This is a genomic window from Mesorhizobium sp. PL10 (genome assembly GCF_053714315.1).
The window spans coordinates 169498-188647 of record NZ_JBSKBR010000003.1; the positions used below are offsets into that span (position 1 = coordinate 169498).

The following is a 19150-nucleotide window of genomic DNA, read 5'->3' on the forward strand; positions in this document are numbered from 1 at the left end:
ATGACCGCAGCACTTATCCCCTTCTCGGCCCGCCACATCGGTCCTGATGTCAATGATGTCAGAGCCATGCTTGCCGTGATCGGCGTTCCCTCAGTCGAGACGCTGATCAGCCAGGCCGTGCCACAGTCGATCCGCCTCGACCTGCCGTTGACCCTGCCCGCGCCGGCCAGCGAAGCCGAAGCGCTGGCCGAATTGTCCGCGACAATGGCAAAAAACACAGTGCTGAAGAGCTTCATCGGCGCCGGTTACCACGGTGTCCACGTGCCGCCGGTCATCCAGCGCAATCTGTTCGAGAACCCGGCCTGGTACACCGCCTACACGCCCTATCAGGCCGAGATCAGCCAGGGCCGGCTGGAAATGCTGTTCAACTTCCAGACCCTGGTCACCGAACTGACCGGCCTGCCGGTGGCATCGGCCTCGCTGCTCGATGAAGCGACTGCGGTCGCCGAAGCGGTCGGCATCGCCTTGCGCTATCACCGCGACAAGCGCACCAAAGTGGCGCTGGCCGGTACGCCGCATCCACAGACGCTGGACGTGGTGCGCACCCGCGCCGAGCCGCTCGGCATTGAGATCGACGGCGAAACCATCGACGACAACACCGCTGCCCTGCTGGTCTCCTGGCCGGACACGTTTGGTGTCTATGGCGACCACAAGGCGGCGATCGACAAGGCCCGCGCCACCGGCGCGGTGGTCGTCTTCATCGCCGATCCGCTTGCGCTCACGCTGACCGATGCGCCGAGCAAGCTCGGCGCCGACATTGCCGTCGGCCCGATGCAGCGCTTTGGCGTGCCGATGGGCTTTGGCGGCCCGCATGCCGCCTATTGCGCCGTCTCCGACAAATTGACCCGGCTGATGCCTGGCCGCCTCGTTGGCCAGTCCACCGACAGCCAGGGCCGCCCGGGCTATCGTCTCGCCCTGCAGACACGCGAACAGCATATTCGACGCGACAAGGCGACCTCCAACATCTGCACCGCGCAGGCGCTGCTCGCCAACATGGCGACGGCCTATGCGATCTGGCATGGCCCCGCCGGACTGCAAGCGATCGCAGCGCGCATCCATGAACTCGCCGGCCGCCTCGCCGCGGGACTGAAGGCCTCAGGTGTTTCCGTCCTCGGCTCAAGCCGCTTCGACACGGTGACGGCCGAGGTGAAGGGCAAGGCAGCTTCGTTCGCGACCTCGGCCGAAAAGGGTGGGCGGCTGCTGCGTGTAATCGATGCCGACCGCGTCAGCATCGCCTTCGACGAAACCTCGACCGAGGCAGACCTCGAGGCGATCGCCGACCTGTTCGGCGCCAAGCCAGCTGCTGCCGACGCCGGCTCGATGCCCGGCAAGCCACGCGGCAAGGCGTTTTTGACCCAGCCGGTTTTCCGCGAGAACCACTCCGAGACCGACATGATGCGCCTGCTGCGCCGGCTGGCCGACAAAGATTTGGCGCTCGACCGCACCATGATCCCGCTGGGATCCTGCACCATGAAGCTCAACGCCGCGGCTGAAATGATGCCGGTGAGCTGGCCGAGCGTCGCCAACCTGCACCCCTTCGCGCCGGCCAGCCATTCGGCCGGTTATCGCGCCATGGTCGGCGAACTAGAGGGATGGCTGTCGGAGATCACCGGCTTCGACGCCGTCAGCCTGCAGCCCAACGCCGGCAGCCAAGGCGAATATGCCGGCTTGCTCGCCATCCGCGCCTATCACCGCGCGCGCGGCGAAGGCCATCGCACCATCTGCCTGATCCCGCAGTCCGCGCATGGCACCAATCCGGCGAGTGCGGCCATGGCCGGCATGAGTGTGGTCGTCGTGCGCTGCCTGGAGGACGGCAATATCGACATGGACGATATGCGGGCCAAGGCCAACGAGCACTCGAAGAACCTCGCGGCGCTGATGTTCACCTATCCCTCGACGCATGGCGTCTACGAGGAAGGCGCGCGGCACCTGTGCGCCCTCATCCATGAGCATGGCGGCCAGGTCTATTTCGATGGCGCCAACCTCAACGCGCTGGTCGCGCTGGCGCGGCCCGCCGACATCGGCGCGGATGTCTGCCACATGAACCTGCACAAGACCTTCTGCATCCCGCATGGCGGCGGCGGTCCGGGCGTCGGCCCGATCGGCGTCAAGGCGCATCTCCAGCCTTATCTGCCGGGCCATGTCACCGAAGGTTCGGCGCATGCCGTGTCGGCAGCACCGTTCGGCAGCGCTTCCATCCTGCCTATCACCTGGATGTACATTCGCATGATGGGCGCCGCCGGCCTGAAGCAGGCGACGGAGACCGCCATCATCTCGGCCAACTACGTGGCGACGCGCCTCGCGCCGTATTTCCCGCTTCTCTACAAGGGCAGGCACGATCGCATCGCGCATGAATGCATCCTCGACACCCGCGTGCTCAAGGAGAGCGCCGGCATCAGTGTCGATGATATCGCCAAGCGCCTGATCGACTACGGCTTCCATGCGCCGACCATGTCGTTCCCGGTCGCTGGCACGCTGATGGTCGAGCCGACCGAGTCCGAACCCAAGCGCGAGCTGGACCGGTTCTGCGAGGCGATGATTGCCATTGCCGGCGAGGCCGCGAAGGTGGCGAAGGGTGAATGGCCGCTCGAGGACAACCCGCTGGTCAATGCCCCGCACACGGCGGCCGAAACGCTGGCCGGCCAGTGGGCCCACCCCTATTCACGGCTGGAAGCGGCCTACCCCGCCGGTGACGTGGATACAGCAGCCAAATACTGGCCGCCGGTCTCCCGCATCGACAATGTCGCCGGCGACCGCAACCTCGTCTGCTCCTGCCCGCCGCTGTCGGAATATCTCGGCGCCGCCGAGTAACACTCTGGCTTGTCAGGCAGAACGCAAGGCCGGCCCGTCGGCCTTGGTCGCACGGTCGTGGACAAGCACGCGGTTTCGCCCAGCGTGCTTGGCGGCGTATAGCGCCTTGTCGGCCTCGGCCAGCACGTCGTCGAGGCTGCTGCCGCCCTCTTCGCCGAAGCCGATGCCGCCGCTGACGCTGCTGCGCAGGGGACCGCGCGGCGTAGGCACCACTTCCGTACCGAACGCGACGCCGATCTTGCTGGCGAGATCGTAGGCCTTGTCCTCAGTCATCCGCGACATGACCAGCGCGAACTCCTCGCCGCCCAGCCGGAAGGCGTCGACGCCGCCCCTGTCATACTTCCTGATGATTGCGGCGAAGCGGCACAGCACCCGGTCGCCGACCGGATGGCCATAGACATCGTTGGTCCGCTTGAAATGATCGAGGTCGAACATGGCGACCGACATGAACGGACCGAAGACGCGCTCACCATAGAGCGAATTCAAGGCCCGCCGGTTCATCAGGCCGGTCAGCGGGTCGGTCAAGGTCTCGGCCTTCAACTCGATCTGCGCCTGCAAATGGTGCAGCGACAGCGTCAGCGCGCCGAGCGCCGTCATGCAGGCGACCGCGACGACGGAATTCAATCGCTCGGCCCAATTGTCGGGCGCAACGCCAAGCACCCACTGGCCCTTGACCAAAAGCACCGCGCCGCAGAGCCCGAAGGACAGACCACAGACGCCGCTCAAGGCCGAAACGACCAGCAGAATGCCGCGATCATGACCGCCCTTGATCCAGAACATCACCCCGATCGAGGCGAGCAGCCCTGTTACCGTCGTATAGGTGAGGATAAAGCCGACACCGTCGAAGCCGAGATAGGTCACGCCTGCGCAGACCGCCATTGCAAGCAGGGTCGGCAGGACGGCGCGACTGTGATTGCGCACGCCGAGATACTGCATGGCCGAAAGCGAGAGGGTCAGGAAACCGAGGCTGAGCAGCGCCAGCGCCGCCTGGCAAAGCAAGGGGCTGGGCTCCCTGGTGTAGCGCCAAAAGACGATGACGTGGGCGACAAGCACCAGAATGCCGCACGCTACCGTCAACACGAAGCGTGCGCGCGGCGCCGTGAACCAGATCCCAAACATGGTAATGCTCAGGCATGTGCCTGACAGCGCGGCTGCCAGCAGGAGCGAACTGAAATCAAGCATGGGTGAACGACAGCCTTCAGGGATCGTCGGTTGCGCCGCATCATAGGCGAGAGGTCGCGTCGAGATACCGTTTTTGGCCAGGCTTCCAGTGCAACTTTCCGACAGGGTTTACAAACCGTCGATAGATCGCGGCCGATACCGCAAACCCCGGTTGCGGCGCCTCACCCCTTGTTGAGCAGCGCCAGATTGGCGTTGACCACGGTCGGGTCGGCCATGCCGGCCCTGGCTTCCATAAGCAAGACCCTCGCCTTCTTCTTGTTGCCGCGCAGCAGTTGCGAATAGCCCATATTGTTGACGATCTGCGGCTTGCGGCCGGCAACCTTCAACAGTTGGTCGTAGGCACGGTCGGCGAAGTCGAAGCGACCGAGCTCGTCATAGGAGGCGGCGAGCCCCATCCATCCCTCGGCGCTGTCGGCCTTCAGCTCCACCGCCTTGCGGAAATGCTGTTCGGCAAGGCCATAATTGGCGTCGCGGAACTGTGCCTTGCCTTGCGCCAGGTCGGACGTGCTGACGTCCTTCGCCGTTGGTTGGATCGAAGTGGTCTTGGTCTTGTCGACGTTCTCGGTCGTACAGCCGCTGACCACCAAGACGGCCGCTAGCGCGGCCATTGCCGTGAAACTTCTGTGACGCATGCCCCTGGCCCCAATCGCCCGATTTACCGGGTCATTCTCTGGAAATCATGTGTACAGGAGAGCGATTAAGCTTCGGTGCTGAAATGCGCTAAAAATTTGGTTTCCGGCATACCAGCCATTAACCACAGCGCCCTTCGATGTGTTCTAAATTGCGGTGGCGCTCGCTACGCGACGCATCGCCAGGAGTTCGCCTCCAAATATCGAAATATCCTACTGCGTGGCAGTCATTTTGACGATGATCGGGATGACGGCGATCATCAGCACCACCGGCAGGATGCACACCACCACCGGCACCGACATCTTGGCCGGCAAGGCGTGTGCCTTTTCCTCCGCCAGCGACATGCGCTTGTGGCGCATTTCGTCGGAGAACACACGCAGCGCCCCGGCGAGGCTGGTGCCTAGTTCCTTTGACTGCTGCAGCAGCGTTGCGAACGAGCGCACTTCGTCCAGGCTGAGGCGATCGGCGAGCGCCTTCAAGGCATCGTCGAGGCTGCGGCCAGCCCTCAGTTCCAGCGACACCAACTGCAGGTTCTGGCTGAGAGACGGATAGGTCTTGGCCAATTCCTTCGAGACCCGCTCGATGCCGGCTTCCATGCTCATGCCGGCATCGGAGCAGACGATCATCAAATCCATGAAGTCGGGAAAGCCATTGCGGTATTCGCGCATCTTTTCCCGCACCTTCTGGCCGAGCACCAGGCCGGGCACGAAATAGCCGGCGGCTCCCGACAGGATGATGAAGGCCCAGCGGCTGGTCGCGGTGGAATCGGCGCTCGCCATCCACTGATTGACCAGGAACGCGGCGATCGCTGCGCCGACGAGGCAGGCGAAGCGGATCAGGAAGAACGTGCCGACGGCGCGCGGCTCCATATAGCCCGCCTGGATCAGCTTCATGCGCAGCCGGGCGACATTTTCCGGATCGCTCTTGGCGTAGAACTCCTGCGCCCGCTTCACCGCCTTCTCGCGCACGACGCTCTGGCTTTTCTTCGGCGCCGCCTCGACCTGTTCGGGAGCCTTGCTGTCGTCAACCTTCAGCCGGCGCTTGAGATCGTTGCGGTCGCCTTTGGCCACCACCAGCGGCCATGCCACCGCGCTACCGCCCAATGCCAGGAGCAGCGCAGCCACCGGCATCAGTGACGTCGGCGCCAGCGAGGCGAGGAACCGGATCACGTGTTCCATCTTAGAACCGGAAGTTCGACATCTTGAACATGATGATGTTGCCCAGCATCAGCCATGTCACCGAGCCGCCCAGCAGATACCAGGTCTTCGGCACGCCCCAGACGCTTTGATAGAATTGCGGCATCATCACCATGATGGCGGCGAACAAAAGCGCCGGCACCGCCGTCAGGATATAGGCCGACATACGGCCTTCGGTCGAAATGGCGCGCACCTTGCGGCGCAGCTTGCCGCGCTCGCGGATGGTCGTCGACAGGCCGTCGAGGATCTCGCGCAGATTGCCGCCCGAACTCGTCTGGATCGACACCGCGGTGACGAACAGCGGCAGATCCTCCTGGCCGACCCGGTCGAACAGCGAATTCAGCGCCGAGACCAGGTCGGAGCCATAGGTCACCTCGTCGGAGACAACGCCGAACTCGGTACCGATCGGATCGGGCATCTCGCGCGACACCATGGAGATCGCCACCGGAACCGGATGCCCGGCCTTGAGGCCACGCGTGATCAGCTCCAGCGCCTCCGGCAACTGCACACCGAACCGCTTCACCCGCCGGTTACGCTTGGAACGCAGCACCAGCACCGGCAGCAGCGGCGCGAGCATCACAAACAGCAAGATGGCAAGCAGCAGCGGCAGGCCGTACCAGAGCGCGGTGAGCATCAGCGCCAGCGCCACGCCCGTGGTGATCGTCAGGAACTTCGGCAACGGCATCACCATGCCCGACTGCGTGCGCAGTGCGCGGAAGCGGTCGGGCGAGAACAGCGACGTGCCGGCGTCCAGGCCGCGCTCCTTGCGCAACTGGATCAGCACCTGTTCCTGGCTGATCTTGTTTTCCTGCAGCTTCATGCGCCGGTTGATGGCCAGGCGCTTGTCGCTCCGTCCGGCATAAAGCAGATAGCAGCCTTCGGCGATCATGATGCCGGTCAGCGCTGCCGCGGCATAGACGACATAGATCGGGCTGAAACTCTCGAACACCGGCCTACTCCTGCGGCCGGCCGGGTTCGAAATATTTGCCGGGGAATTCAATGCCCATATTGCGCAGATCCTCAAGAAAGCGCGGGCGAATGCCGGTCGCCTCGTAATGACCGAGGATGGTGCCGTCGGCTTCCATGCCGGTGCGCACGAAGCGGAATATCTCCTGCATCTGGATGACGTCGCCTTCCATGCCGGTCACCTCGGCGACGCTGGTCACCTTGCGCTTGCCGTCGGACAGACGCGTCAGCTGGACGATAAGGTCGAGCGCGCTGGCGATCTGGCTGCGGATCGACTGCACTGTCATCGGCATGCCGGTCATGCCCAGCATCTGCTCGAGGCGTGAAATGGCGTCGCGCGGCGTGTTGGCGTGGATGGTCGCCATCGAACCTTCATGGCCGGTGTTCATCGCCTGCAGCATGTCGAAGGCCTCCTCGCCGCGGCACTCGCCGAGGATGACGCGGTCGGGGCGCATGCGCAGTGCGTTCTTGACCAGGTCGCGCTGCTTCAGCTCGCCATGACCTTCGATGTTGGCGGGGCGCGTTTCCATGCGCGCGACATGCGGCTGCTGCAATTGCAGTTCGGCCGCGTCCTCGATGGTGATCAGCCGTTCGTCTTCGGGAATGAAGGCCGACAATGCGTTGAGCATCGTCGTCTTGCCGGTGCCGGTGCCGCCCGAGATGATGGTGGTCTTGCGGGCGTGCACGGCGGCGGCCAGCACCTCGGCCATATTCTGCGTGATGGCTCCGAACTCGACCAGCTTGTGCAGGCCGAGCTTGTTCTTGGAAAACTTGCGGATCGACACCAGCGGCCCGTCGACGCCCACCGGCCGGATGGCGGCGTTGAAGCGTGAGCCGTCGAGCATGCGGGCATCGACCATCGGCTGCGATTCATCGACGCGGCGCCCAACGGCGGCGACGATCTTGTTGATGATGCGCAACAGGTGCGCCTCGTCCTTGAAAGGAATATGGACCTGCTGCAGTTTGCCGCGCTTTTCGACGAAGCAGTTCTGGTGGCCATTGATCAGGATATCGTTGATGTCGGGGTCCTTGAGCAACGGCTCCAGCGGACCGAGGCCGACCATCTCGTCGACGATGTCGTCAACCAGCGACTCGAGTTCGACGGTGTTGATCGCCATCCGCTCCTGGCGGGTCTTTTCCGACACGAATTCCTGCACCTGCCGGCGCATTTCATCCTTGGGCAGGCGCTCCAGCGCGACAAGGTTGATCTCTTCGAGCAGCAGACGGTGGATGCGCACGCGGGCGTCGAGCACCTTGTTGGCGCTTTTTCCCGGTGTTGTATCTGGCTTCGGCGGCAAGGCCTTGCGGATCGTCGGAATGACCACCGCATGATGCGCGACCGGCGCTTCTGCCGGCTTGAGCGGGCGGGCGTCACGGTTCTGCAGGGTCGAGAAGCGGCTGGTCATCCGGCTTTCCTCTTCAGGAGGCCCCTGCCGATGCCGAACAGCGAGCGTGATTTCTCCGGCGTCGCGACGGCTTCTTCCGGCAGGATGATCTTCTTCAGATCGTTGACGACATTGGCGTTCGGGTCGATCTCGTGCAGCGGCACGCCGCGGTCGACCGCTTCACGCACGAGCCGGTAGTTGTTGGAGATGCCGCCGACGAAATGCTCGCCAAGGATTTCCTGGACATCCGCCTGCTTGATGCCGTTGTCGAACATCTTCTGCTCGAACCGGTTGACGATGACATTCGGCTTCACTTCCTTGCCGGCCGTCTCGTAGACCGCCTGGATCAGCCGCTGCGTATGGCGCAGGCACGGCACCGTCATTTCGGCGACGATGTAGAGCTTGTTCGAGCCGAGCAGCACCGTCTCCGTCCATGGGAACCAGGTGCGCGGCATGTCGATGACGACATTGTCGAAATAGGCCGAGACAAGATCGAGCATGCGCACCACGACATCGGTCTTGAATGACCGCATTTCCGACGGACGCGTAGGCGCGGCCAGCACGCAGAGCCCGCTCGCATGCTTGGACAGCATGACGTCGAGCAGCTGGCGGTCGAGGCGCTCGGGCTGGTTCTCGATTTCGGTGATGTCGAAACGCGGTTCGAGGTCGAGATATTCGGCGCAGGCGCCCTGCTGGAAATTGAGGTCGACCACGCAGGTCGACGCGCCGCGCGTCACCGAATGATGCAGCTGGAAGGCGGTCTGCAGCGCCAGCGTCGTGGTGCCGACGCCGCCCGCGGCCGGCATGAAGGTGTAGATCTGCGACTCGGTGTTTTCCTCGCGCCCCGGCCCTTGCAGGGCGCGCACGACCGAACGCACCAGATCGGCCGTGGTGATCGGCTTGACCAGGAAATCGGCGACCTGGAGCTGCACCAGGATACGCACCGCGGCGGCGTTGAACTCCTGCGTGACGACGACGACCGGAACGCGGCCTTCGAGCCGGCGCATGATGCGCTGCAGCGACTCGATCTCTTCGAGCTTTGCCGCATCCATGTCGACGATGAGCGCGCCGAAATCGGCTTCCTGGACCTCGCCGCGCAGCTCGGAAATGTTCTTCTCGGCGGTCGAAAGCTGGATCACCTCCGAGGCCGCGAAGGCGGTGCGCGTATCCTGCACAAAGGTCCGGTCGCTGGACACCAGCAGGATTTTCTTGGTCTTGATGCCGCTTGCCATTTTGTCAGCCTGTCAGGTCATTCCCGGTCAAAATCGCCAGGCAGATCAATCGGTTGTCGACGTTGGTTGCACGGCCTTGGCACCCGCCGCCTGATCGGCGGCGTTCACCGCCGCCTCACTGCGCTGCGCCGGCACCAGCAGCCTTGTGTTCTGGACGCCGTACTTCCAGGGATCGACCATCTGCATCGCCGTATTGGCAGCTTGCGCGTTGCCGGCGGCGGTCGTCGGCCCCTCGCTGCGGATATAGTCATCGCTCGTGCAACCGCTGGCGAGGCCGGCGAGCAGCAGGGCAGTGCATGGTCCCAGACGCATGGCTTCAATCCTTCGGCAGGTCGAGGAAATGCCCGACCGTGGTGACCGGGGCCGGCTGCGCCGTGCTGCCGCTGGCCATGGCCATTGCACGGTTGGCATCGGACGCTTTCACTTCCTCGGTGTTGTTGAGGAAATAGTCGACATTGCTGGCCGGCTGCGTGCCGTCGGTCGGCTCGAGCAACTTCTTCGACGGATCGACCGGCTTGACCAGGTAGGGGGTGACGATGATCACCAGATCCGTCTCGCGCCGCTGATAGGATTTCGAGGAGAACAGCGAGCCGAGCACCGGCAGCTTGCCGAGGCCGGGAAGACGCGACGTGGTGATGTCGTTCTGCGATTGCAGCAGACCGGCGATCATGAAGCTCTGGCCGTTCTTCAGGTCAACCGAGGTCCTGGCGCGGCGCACGATAAAGCCCGGCACCGAAATCTCACCGATATTGTAGGAGGCCGAGGCATCGATCGAAGATACTTCCGGCGCGATGTCGAGGCTCACCAGCCCGTCCTTCAGCACGGTCGGCGTGAAATCCAGGCTGACGCCGTATTTCTTGTAGCTGACGGAAATCTTGCCATTGTCCTCGGAGACCGGGATCGGGAACTCGCCACCGGCGAGGAAGCTTGCCGTCTGGCCCGAACGAGCGATCAGGTTCGGCTCGGCCAGCCGTCTGGCGAGACCGCGCTCCTCCAGCGCCTTGATGGCGACGTCGATCGACAGGCCGTTCGACAGCAGCCGGCCGATGATCTCGCCATTGCCGGCCGCCGGGACCGCGCCAGGCTCGATGGTGACGTCGCGCCCGCCAAGGCCGTAAGCGAAATTGGCGCTGTATTTGGCGCCGAGATCTTGTCCGGCCTGGCGGTTGATCTCGACGAAGCGGACGTTGAGCTGAACCTGCTGCGAAGAAGAGATGTTGACCGAATTGATCACTTCCTCATTGCCGGAGAAGCGGCTGGCGATCTTGCTTGCCTTCTCGGCCGCGACCGCGTCATCCGCCTCGCCCGACAGCACGACGCGGCCGTTGGCTGAACCGACCTTGATCTTGGCGTCCGGCACGCTGGCGCGAATGGTGCTGGCCAGCTGGTCGGTGTCCAGCGTCACCTCGATGTCGACGGTGCCGACCAGCTGCTTGTTCTCGTCGAATAGCGCGATGCCGGTGGTGCCGAGATTGTTGCCCAGCACATAGAAGGATTTGTCGGTCAGCGGATTGACGTTGGCGATCTCCGGATCGCCGATGACGATCTGGTAGAAAGCGGCATTGGTCATGATCGTCTTCGGCTTGCCCTTGGCAACCTTGATCGACGCATTCTTGGTCGACGACACATAGACGATGTCGTTGTCTGCCCGGGCCGGCGCGCTGAAGCCGAGCATTCCGGCCGCGGCCAGACAAGCCGCCACGGCCAGCGCTCGCACGGCGCGCACGCGTGTCGTCATCCGATATGCACTCAAGTCAGACATTGTCCCGTCCCTCGCCCGGTCCCCACCGGCAGTTATTTCTGGTCCCGCGCAGGAACCTGGTATTCCTCGGCCTGCGTGCCGCGCGTCACGATGACCGTCTTGAATTTCGGCTTCTCCGGCTCCTCCGCGGCGCTGAACAGCGCGCCGGCTGCCGCCTGGACGCCGGAGGCGACCGAGCCGCCGAAGGATGAGATTGTGGTGACGCCGTCCTTTGCGGCACCGCCATCGGCGGACGAGCGGAGCGACAGCGACAAGGTGCCGACGGTGCGCGCGAGCGCCACTTTCTGCGCGCCGTCGGTTGTCACCTCGATGGTCACGGAATTGGCGATTTGCGGTGTGGTCTGGCGCTCGTCGGCGCCCTGCCCGACGGTCAGCACCTTGGCGTCGGAGACGACGATCTCGGAGGTGACTGTCGAGCCCGCCGCGCCTTGCGCATTCTTGGCCACTTCCTGGATTTCGCCGGCGTCGCGCGTCAGCACCACGTCGACCCGATCGCCCGGCATCACGAAGCCGCCGACACCGGCGATCTCGTCGGTGCGGATGGTCACCGCCCGCATTCCGGGCGTCATCATGTTGGACAGCGTCGCGCGGCCGTTCGGGCCTGACAGCTTGCTGAGCAGCACCGGCTCGTTGATCTCGATCGGCGACAACACCACGCGGCTGCCATCGGCGAGCAATGCATTGATGGTGGTGAAGGCGCCCTGCGGCACGGATTCTTCCGACCACGGGATTTCGGTGAGCTGTGCGCGGTCGAGTTGCATGCCGTAACGCAGCGGCGCATTGGCCACGACGATGGTCTTGAACTCGACCTTGGGGGTCACGGGCGCCGGGATCGATGCCGTCTTTTCCTCGGCATCGGCCTTGGCCTGGCTCTTGACCCAGAAATCCGCGGCAAAGATCGAGATCGCGCCGAAAACGGCGGCGATGCCGATCATCGTTATGGCCTTGCCCCTCACAACTAAACCCCTGACGCATGTGGTCTTTTGTTTGTTGAGGCCCACGCTAGGCCGCATAGTTAAAGATTCAGGAATCCCGGCCGGTCCGAACGGACCTATTTCTGCCGGCTTGGTTATCGAAAGGTTTTAGGATAAGAAGGGGTTAAATCCCCGAACGTAACAGGAACTTCCGTCGCTTGGCGCTGAAAAGCGTGGCAGTATCGACGGGTGATTCGCGGCACCGGATTCAATGGCAGGCATGGACGACAACAACGATCTTTTCGGCAATCTGGAAAAGCAGCCGCAACCGACCCGGACAACAGCGCGCCCGGCTGATCCACTGGTGCAGGCCACGAAACGTGCTGTTGCGACCAAGGATGGCAGCGAAGGTTATAGCGCCGCCGACATCGAAGTGCTGGAAGGGCTGGAGCCGGTCCGGCGCCGGCCGGGCATGTATATTGGCGGCACCGACGACAAGGCGATGCACCATCTGTTCGCCGAGGTCATTGACAATTCGATGGACGAGGCGGTCGCCGGCCATGCCACCTTCATCGATGTTGAGCTTTCGGCCGACGGGTTTCTGACCGTTACCGACAATGGCCGCGGCATCCCGGTCGATCCGCATCCGAAATTCAAGAAGCCGGCGCTCGAAGTCATCATGACGACGCTGCATTCGGGCGGCAAATTCGACTCCAAGGTTTATGAGACCTCGGGCGGCCTGCACGGCGTCGGCGTCTCCGTCGTCAATGCGCTGTCGGACCATCTCGAGGTCGAAGTCGCGCGAGGTCGCCAGCTCTACCGCCAAAGATTCTCCCGTGGCGTTCCGGTGAGCCGGCTGGAGCAACTCGGCGAAGTGCACAACCGGCGCGGCACCAGGATCCGCTTCCATCCCGACGAGCAGATTTTTGGCAAGGGCGCCGCCTTCGAGCCGTCGCGGCTTTACCGCATGACGCGCTCGAAAGCCTACCTGTTCGGCGGCGTCGAAATCCGCTGGGGCTGCGATCCGTCGCTGATCAAGGAAAAGGACCAGACGCCGGCCAAGGCGGAGTTCCATTTCCCGGGCGGCCTGAAGGACTACCTCAAGGCATCGCTCGGCGACGACTTCCAGGTGACGCGCGAAATCTTCGCCGGCAAGAGCGAGAAACAGGGCGGCCATGGCTCACTTGAATGGGCGGTGACCTGGTTCGGTGGCGACGGCTTCATCAATTCCTACTGCAACACCATCCCGACCGGCGAAGGCGGCACGCATGAGGCCGGCTTCCGCAACGTGCTGACGCGAGGCTTACGCGCCTATGCCGACCTCGTCGGCAACAAGCGCGCCTCGATCGTCACCTCAGAAGACGTCATGATTTCGGCGGCGGGCATGCTGTCGGTGTTCATCCGCGAACCGGAATTCGTCGGCCAGACCAAGGACAGGCTGGCGACGATCGAAGCCATTCGCATTGTCGAGACCGCCATCCGCGATCCGTTCGACCATTGGCTGGCCGACAATCCGCAGGAAGCCTCGAAGCTGCTCGACTGGGTAATTGCGCGCGCCGACGAACGGGTGCGCCGGCGCCAGGAAAAGGAAGTGTCGCGCAAGAGCGCGGTGCGCAAGCTCAGGCTGCCCGGCAAGCTCGCCGACTGCACGCAAAACGCCGCAGCGGGCGCGGAGTTGTTCATCGTCGAAGGCGACTCGGCCGGCGGCTCGGCCAAACAGGCGCGCGACCGCGCCAGCCAGGCGGTGCTGCCGCTGCGCGGCAAAATCCTCAACGTCGCCAGCGCCGGCAACGACAAGCTGGCCGCCAACCAGCAGATCTCGGACCTGATCCAGGCCCTCGGCTGCGGCACGCGCTCGAAATATCGCGACGAGGATTTGCGCTACGACCGCGTGATCATCATGACGGACGCCGATGTCGACGGCGCCCACATCGCGTCGCTGCTGATCACCTTCTTCTACCAAGAGATGCCAAACCTGGTGAATGGTGGCCATCTCTATCTGGCGGTGCCGCCGCTCTATTCGATCCGGCAGGGCGGCAAGGTCGCCTACGCCCGTGACGATGCCCACAAGGACGAGCTCTTGCGCACCGAATTCACCGGCCGCGCCAAGGTGGAAATCGGTCGCTTCAAGGGTCTGGGCGAGATGATGGCCTCGCAGCTCAAGGAAACCACCATGGATCCGAGGAAGCGTACCCTGCTCAGGGTCGATGTGATCGATGCCGTGGCCGCGACAAAAGATACGGTCGACGCGCTGATGGGTACCAAGCCTGAGGCACGCTTCCGCTTCATTCAGGAACGCGCCGAATTTGCCGAGACGGAAGTGCTGGATATCTAGGCGCCGGCCGGTCTAGCCTGCGCTTCCGATACGGAGACCAGCTTGTGATCTGGGCGCGGCTGAAGAGCTACTTCGAAACCAGCTTGGCTGGCCTGACGCAGCCGACACGCTCGGACTGGATTTTCGCGCTGCGCACCGTTTCGGCCGGTCTGATCGCGCTTCTCGTTGCCTACGCGCTGAAACTCGACCACCCGCAATGGGCGATGATGACGGTCTTCATCGTCGCCCAGCCGGTCGCCGGCATGGTGCTGGCGAAAGGCTTTTACCGGCTGCTCGGCACACTGGCCGGTGGGCTTGCGGCGATCAGCATCACCTCGGTTTTCGGTGCCAATCCCTGGCTTCTGGTCACGGCGCTGTCCGTCTGGATAGGGCTGTGCACGCTGGTTTCGTCGCTGCTGCGTAACCCGGAAGCCTATGGCGCAGCGCTAGCCGGCTATACCGCGATGATCATTGGGCTCCCTGCCTTCGGCCAGCCGCATGTGATCGTCGATCTCGCTGTCGCGCGCTGCGCCGAGATCGTGCTCGGCATCGTCTGCGCCGGGCTGACCAGCCGGCTGATCCTGCCAAAGCTGGCCGCCGACGCGATCATCTCGCGGCTGAAGCGCAGCATCCTCGACCTTGCCACCTATGCCGGCGGCGCTTTTTCCGGCGGCGACCCGGCGACCCTGGCCGGCCTGCACCGCAAGCTGATTGCCGACGCCCAGACGCTGGCCGAGATGCGCACCTATGCCCGGCTCGAAGCGCCGAGCTTCGCCACCCGCGCCCATCCGGTGCGCCGCACCATCGGCCAGCTTCTGTCGGCGCTGTCGGCGGCACGCGCGCTGCATTCGCACGCCGCGCCGAAAAACGCCGCGCTCATTCCGGTGCGCTCCGAACTGCAGTCGCTGGTCAGCGAACTTGCAGCCACGCCCGAGGCGCTGGACGACACGTCGCCATGGGTAACGCGGCTCGATGCGATCGCCGGCAAGGCCCGGCAAATGCCCGACGCCTCGACCCATCAGGGTGACGACAGGGTCGGAACCATAACGCGCCTCACCATCGCCGCCGATTTCGCAGAAGCCTTCAAGCAGGTGCTGCGCGGTCTCGACGCTTTGCGCGCACCAGTGACGCGCCCAGATCGGGGCAACAGGCAGCCGCCTGCGCTGGTGGTGCACCGCGACTACCCTGGCGCTTGGCGCAATGCCATCCGCGCCGCCCTTGCCACGCTGGCGGTCGCCGCCTTCTGGCTGACGACGAAATGGTCCGACGCGGCCGGCACCGTCATTCTCGTTGCCGTCGTCTCCAGTCTTTTCGCCGCGCGTCCTGACCCGGTGCAGGTGTCCTGGGGCTTCTTCAAGGGAACGCTGCTGGCTTTGCCCTTTGCCTTCCTTGTCGGCCAGATCGCCCTGCCTGCCCTACCCGGCTTCGGCTGGTTCACGCTGTTCGTTGTACCGATCCTGATACCGACGGCGCTAGGCATGGCCAATCCGCGGACTGTCGGCGTGGCGACGGCCTTTGCCATCAATTTCCTCGCCATCCTCAGCCCGCATCAGGCGATGACCTACGACCCCCGCCCCTTTTTCGCCGGCGCAGCGTCGATCCTGGTCGGCATCCTGCTTGCGATCGGCGTCTTCATAGTCGTGCTGCCCGCCGACCCATGGCTCGCGGCCAACCGCATTGTGCGCGCCATGCGCGAGGATCTGGCGCGGCTATGCCTGCACGAGCGCGTGCCGCGGCGTTCAGCCTTCGAGAGCCTGGCCTATGACCGGATCAACCAGCTGATGCCGCTCTTGCAGAACGCCGGCAGGAAAGGCGAGGCCGTCCTCGGCGGCGGCGTCGCCGCCGTCACCGTCGGCCTCGAAATCCTTCGCCTGCGGGCTGCGCAGCAAGGCCCGACCATTCCTTCCAAAACCGCGCTTTCGATCGCCAATTTCCTGCGCGGCCTGGCGCGTGAACTGCTGTTTCGCACACCCGGCGACCCGCAGACGGCGACCGTCGCTGTCGCCCGGCAATATGCAGCCGGCCTGAGCGAGCGCAGCGGCAGTGCCGACACGCTGCAGATCGCAGCCTCGCTGCGCATCATCGCCGCCGCGATCGAGGATTTCCCGGATTTTTTCGCAAAAGATCGGGGTTAGGATGTCAGGCCGCGGCGATCGCCAGCGCGTGGCCACGCGCGTTTTCGCGCAGCGCGTCGAGATGGATAGACTTGACGAGGCCGGCGAGATCGCCCTCGGTGGACTGGCCGCCGAGCTCCTTCAGCATCAGCCAGCTGACTTCCTGCACGCCGGCGACGCGCTTGCCGTTGGCGACTTCGCGCCAGATCTTGAGCGCCCGCAGGATAATGCCATGGGTGGGCGCGGCAAGGCCGGCGCCGCGAAACAGCGCCTGCAGTGCAACGTCCTGTCCGCCGGCAAGCAGCGCCCGCACCCGCTGCTCCGACTGCTGGCTGAGCGCGACCAGAGTCGAGCCGAAGAAGTCGACCTTGCCATGGGCAATCGTGCGGATGATGAAGCTTGCGGTCAGGTCGCCGCGCAGACGCAGATGCTCGATGAGCGCGGCATGTTCCTCGGTGCGCGTGCCTTCGACCAGCCGAACCGAAGCCTTTACGCAGGCATCGCGCGTGACGCGCTCGGCTCTGGCCGCCCCCATCAGCGCCATCACCAGCGGTGAACCCTTCAGCGTTTCGCCGAGCTTGACCAGCAGCATGTGCCGGCAGTCGGCAGGCAGCCTGACATCGGTAACCATAGCCTCGCGCAAATGCGCGATATGGCCATGCCGCTCGGCCATGCGGCGAAAGCTGAGCGACGCGATATCGGCGCCGTCATTGGCGAGCAGCACAGCACATGCTTCCGGTTCGCCGATCTCGGCGATGGCCGCGGCAACCGCCATCGAGACGACCGGCCGGTCAGCGATCAGTTTTTGCGTAGCCTTGTGACCGGCAGCCACGCGGTCGATCAGGTCGGCATCGGTGAGCAGCGGCGAGCGCGCCAACACCAGGGCTGCCACTTCCGGCTGGTCGGAGGCGAGCGCGCTGATGATCTGCAGCGGGGCGTGGTGGCTCATGGACAGCGCCTCGGCCAGCGCCAGCCGAACCTTCGACGAGGCGTCGTCGAGCAGCAGCGTCAGCGCCGCCTCGGCGGCGCAGCGGTCCTCGAAAGGCAGGTCGGAATTGATATAGGCGCGGGCCAGCGCACTCGCCGCCGCGGCACGCTCCGAAACCCTCGCCGTGTAGATCCATTTGAGAAAATGCGAGACAACCATACTGCCTGCTTACGCCCCTTGCCGGAAAGCTTCCGGCCCCAGGAATGACCCTAGACAGAAAAGGTTTACGAACGGTTCACCATGTTTATTAACTGGCTTGCGGGTGGCATGGGCAGCGCCTATCAACCTTCAGGCAACAGAGGAGGACGATAATGGCCGGGCTTTATCTCGAAGAGTTCGTCGTCGGCCATGTCTTCAGGCACACGCTGCGCAAGACTGTCACCGAAAGCGACAACATGCTGTTTTCGGTGATGACGCTGAACCCGCAGCCGCTGCATATCGACTTCGATTTCGCCGCCAAAAGCGAATGGGGCAAGCCGCTGGTCAATTCACTGTTCACGCTGGGCCTGATGATCGGCATCTCCGTCAATGACATCACCGTCGGCACTACGGTCGCCAATCTCGGCATGAAGGAAACGGTGTTCCCGCACCCGGTCTTCCACGGCGACACCGTCCGTGTCGAGACGACGGTACTCTCGGTCAGGGACTCGAAATCGAAGCCGGATCGCGGCATCGTCGAGTTCGAGCATCGCGCCTACAATCAGAACGACGTGCTCGTCGCCAAATGCACGCGCCAGGCGATGATGATGAAAAAGGCGGCCTGATGCGCTCGCTGCTGTTTGTGCCCGGCGATTCCGAAAAGAAGCTGGAGAAAGGCTTTGGCGCCGGCGCCGACGTGGTCATCGTCGATCTTGAGGATTCCGTTGCGCCACAACACAAGGCGACGGCGCGCGAGATCGCCGCACGCTTCATTGCCGGCAACAGACAGCAGACAAGCGCCGCCATTTATGTCCGCGTCAACGATCTCTCGACCGGATTGACCGACGATGATCTGGCGGCGCTGGTGGCAGTCAAACCCGACGGCATCATGTTGCCGAAGTCGAACAGCGGCCAGGACGTGCAGCAGCTCTCCGCAAAGCTCCGCGTGCACGAAGCCGAAAACGGATTGCCAGATGGCGGCATAAGAATCCTGCCGATCATCACTGAAACGGCTGCCGGCGTACTTGCCGCCGCGACCTATGCCGGGGCAAGCGCCCGGCTTGCCGGCCTCACCTGGGGCGCGGAGGATCTGTCGGCGGCGATCGGCGCGCGCGCGGCGCGCGACGACAACGGCCGCTACACCGATGTCTTCCGCTTCGCCCGCACCATGACCATCCTCGCCGCCGGCGCGGCCGAAGTCGCGGCGATCGACACGGTCTTCCCCGCCTTTCGTGACGTGGCTGCCTTCGAGGCGGAATGCATCGAGGCCGAGCGCGACGGTTTCACCGGCAAGATGGCGATCCACCCGGCGCAGGTGCCGGTCATCAACGCCGCCTTCACGCCCTCGGCCGAGGCGGTGGAACGCTCGCAGGCCATCGTCGCAGCGTTCAAAGCGGCCGGAAATCCCGGCGTGGTCGGCATTGACGGCAAGATGTATGACCGGCCACATCTTCGGCTGGCCGAACGGCTCCTGGCCCGGGCCGGCGCTGCGGGCGTTTCTGCCTAATCCCGTTGAGT

15 protein-coding genes are annotated in these 19150 nt (G+C 64.1%); 5 read left to right on the plus strand and 10 right to left on the minus strand.

The features are described from left to right. Positions 1–2811, plus strand: coding sequence for an aminomethyl-transferring glycine dehydrogenase (gene gcvP / locus ACWGTO_RS06995; protein ID WP_454574139.1), 2811 nt, complete (start codon positions 1–3; stop codon positions 2809–2811). 12 nt (positions 2812–2823) lie between these two features. On the opposite strand, the gene ACWGTO_RS07000 is transcribed toward gcvP, so the two are convergent. The 9 genes from ACWGTO_RS07000 to cpaB all read right to left on the minus strand — a co-directional run bounded on the left by ACWGTO_RS07000 (position 2824) and on the right by cpaB (position 12120). Next, positions 2824–3930 carry a GGDEF domain-containing protein gene (locus ACWGTO_RS07000; RefSeq protein WP_454574140.1) on the minus strand — a complete coding sequence of 369 codons (1107 nt, stop codon included), beginning with the start codon at positions 3928–3930 and terminating at the stop codon, positions 2824–2826. Between the two features lie 224 nt (positions 3931–4154). Beyond that, positions 4155–4625 carry a tetratricopeptide repeat protein gene (locus tag ACWGTO_RS07005; protein ID WP_454574141.1) on the minus strand — a complete coding sequence of 157 codons (471 nt, stop codon included), beginning with the start codon at positions 4623–4625 and terminating at the stop codon, positions 4155–4157. A 210-nt stretch (positions 4626–4835) separates the two neighbouring features. Continuing rightward, positions 4836–5801, minus strand: coding sequence for a type II secretion system F family protein (locus tag ACWGTO_RS07010; RefSeq protein ID WP_454574142.1), 966 nt, complete (start codon positions 5799–5801; stop codon positions 4836–4838). Position 5802: 1 nt separating this feature from the next. Continuing rightward, positions 5803–6768, minus strand: coding sequence for a type II secretion system F family protein (locus tag ACWGTO_RS07015; RefSeq protein ID WP_454574143.1), 966 nt, complete (start codon positions 6766–6768; stop codon positions 5803–5805). A gap of 4 nt (positions 6769–6772) precedes the next feature. Further along, the gene (locus tag ACWGTO_RS07020; RefSeq protein WP_454574144.1) at positions 6773–8191 is read right to left on the minus strand and encodes a CpaF family protein; all 1419 of its coding nucleotides are present in this window, start codon (positions 8189–8191) and stop codon (positions 6773–6775) included. Continuing rightward, positions 8188–9402 carry an AAA family ATPase gene (locus ACWGTO_RS07025; protein ID WP_454574145.1) on the minus strand — a complete coding sequence of 405 codons (1215 nt, stop codon included), beginning with the start codon at positions 9400–9402 and terminating at the stop codon, positions 8188–8190. Before ACWGTO_RS07025 ends, ACWGTO_RS07020 begins: the two co-directional genes overlap by 4 nt. A 45-nt stretch (positions 9403–9447) precedes the next feature. Further along, a complete protein-coding gene (locus ACWGTO_RS07030; RefSeq protein WP_454574146.1) occupies positions 9448–9714 on the minus strand; it encodes a hypothetical protein in 267 nt (88 codons plus the stop codon). A 4-nt stretch (positions 9715–9718) separates the two neighbouring features. Further along, positions 9719–11164: a type II and III secretion system protein family protein gene (locus ACWGTO_RS07035; RefSeq protein ID WP_454574147.1), complete on the minus strand. Its 1446-nt coding sequence runs from the start codon at positions 11162–11164 to the stop codon at positions 9719–9721. Positions 11165–11196: 32 nt separating this feature from the next. Further along, complete coding sequence (gene cpaB / locus ACWGTO_RS07040) at positions 11197–12120, minus strand: Flp pilus assembly protein CpaB (protein WP_454574148.1); 924 nt, start codon at positions 12118–12120, stop codon at positions 11197–11199. A 238-nt stretch (positions 12121–12358) separates the two neighbouring features. Between cpaB and parE the strand changes: the two genes are divergently transcribed. Both parE and ACWGTO_RS07050 read left to right on the plus strand, forming a co-directional pair. Continuing rightward, complete coding sequence (gene parE, locus ACWGTO_RS07045) at positions 12359–14413, plus strand: DNA topoisomerase IV subunit B (protein WP_454574149.1); 2055 nt, start codon at positions 12359–12361, stop codon at positions 14411–14413. Positions 14414–14457: 44 nt separating this feature from the next. Further along, positions 14458–16527, plus strand: coding sequence for an FUSC family protein (locus tag ACWGTO_RS07050; protein WP_454574150.1), 2070 nt, complete (start codon positions 14458–14460; stop codon positions 16525–16527). A gap of 4 nt (positions 16528–16531) precedes the next feature. Here the strand turns inward: ACWGTO_RS07050 and ACWGTO_RS07055 are convergent, their stop codons facing one another. Beyond that, positions 16532–17653, minus strand: a complete 1122-nt coding sequence (locus ACWGTO_RS07055) for a DUF2336 domain-containing protein (RefSeq protein WP_454574151.1) — start codon at positions 17651–17653, stop codon at positions 16532–16534. 152 nt (positions 17654–17805) lie between these two features. Between ACWGTO_RS07055 and ACWGTO_RS07060 the strand changes: the two genes are divergently transcribed. Both ACWGTO_RS07060 and ACWGTO_RS07065 read left to right on the plus strand, forming a co-directional pair. Then, positions 17806–18258 (plus strand): MaoC family dehydratase, encoded by a 453-nt coding sequence (locus ACWGTO_RS07060; protein ID WP_454574152.1) that lies wholly within the window; start codon positions 17806–17808, stop codon positions 18256–18258. Further along, the gene (locus ACWGTO_RS07065; protein ID WP_454574153.1) at positions 18258–19139 is read left to right on the plus strand and encodes an HpcH/HpaI aldolase/citrate lyase family protein; all 882 of its coding nucleotides are present in this window, start codon (positions 18258–18260) and stop codon (positions 19137–19139) included. The genes ACWGTO_RS07060 and ACWGTO_RS07065 overlap by 1 nt, the downstream gene beginning before the upstream one ends. Positions 19140–19150 lie beyond the last annotated feature (11 nt).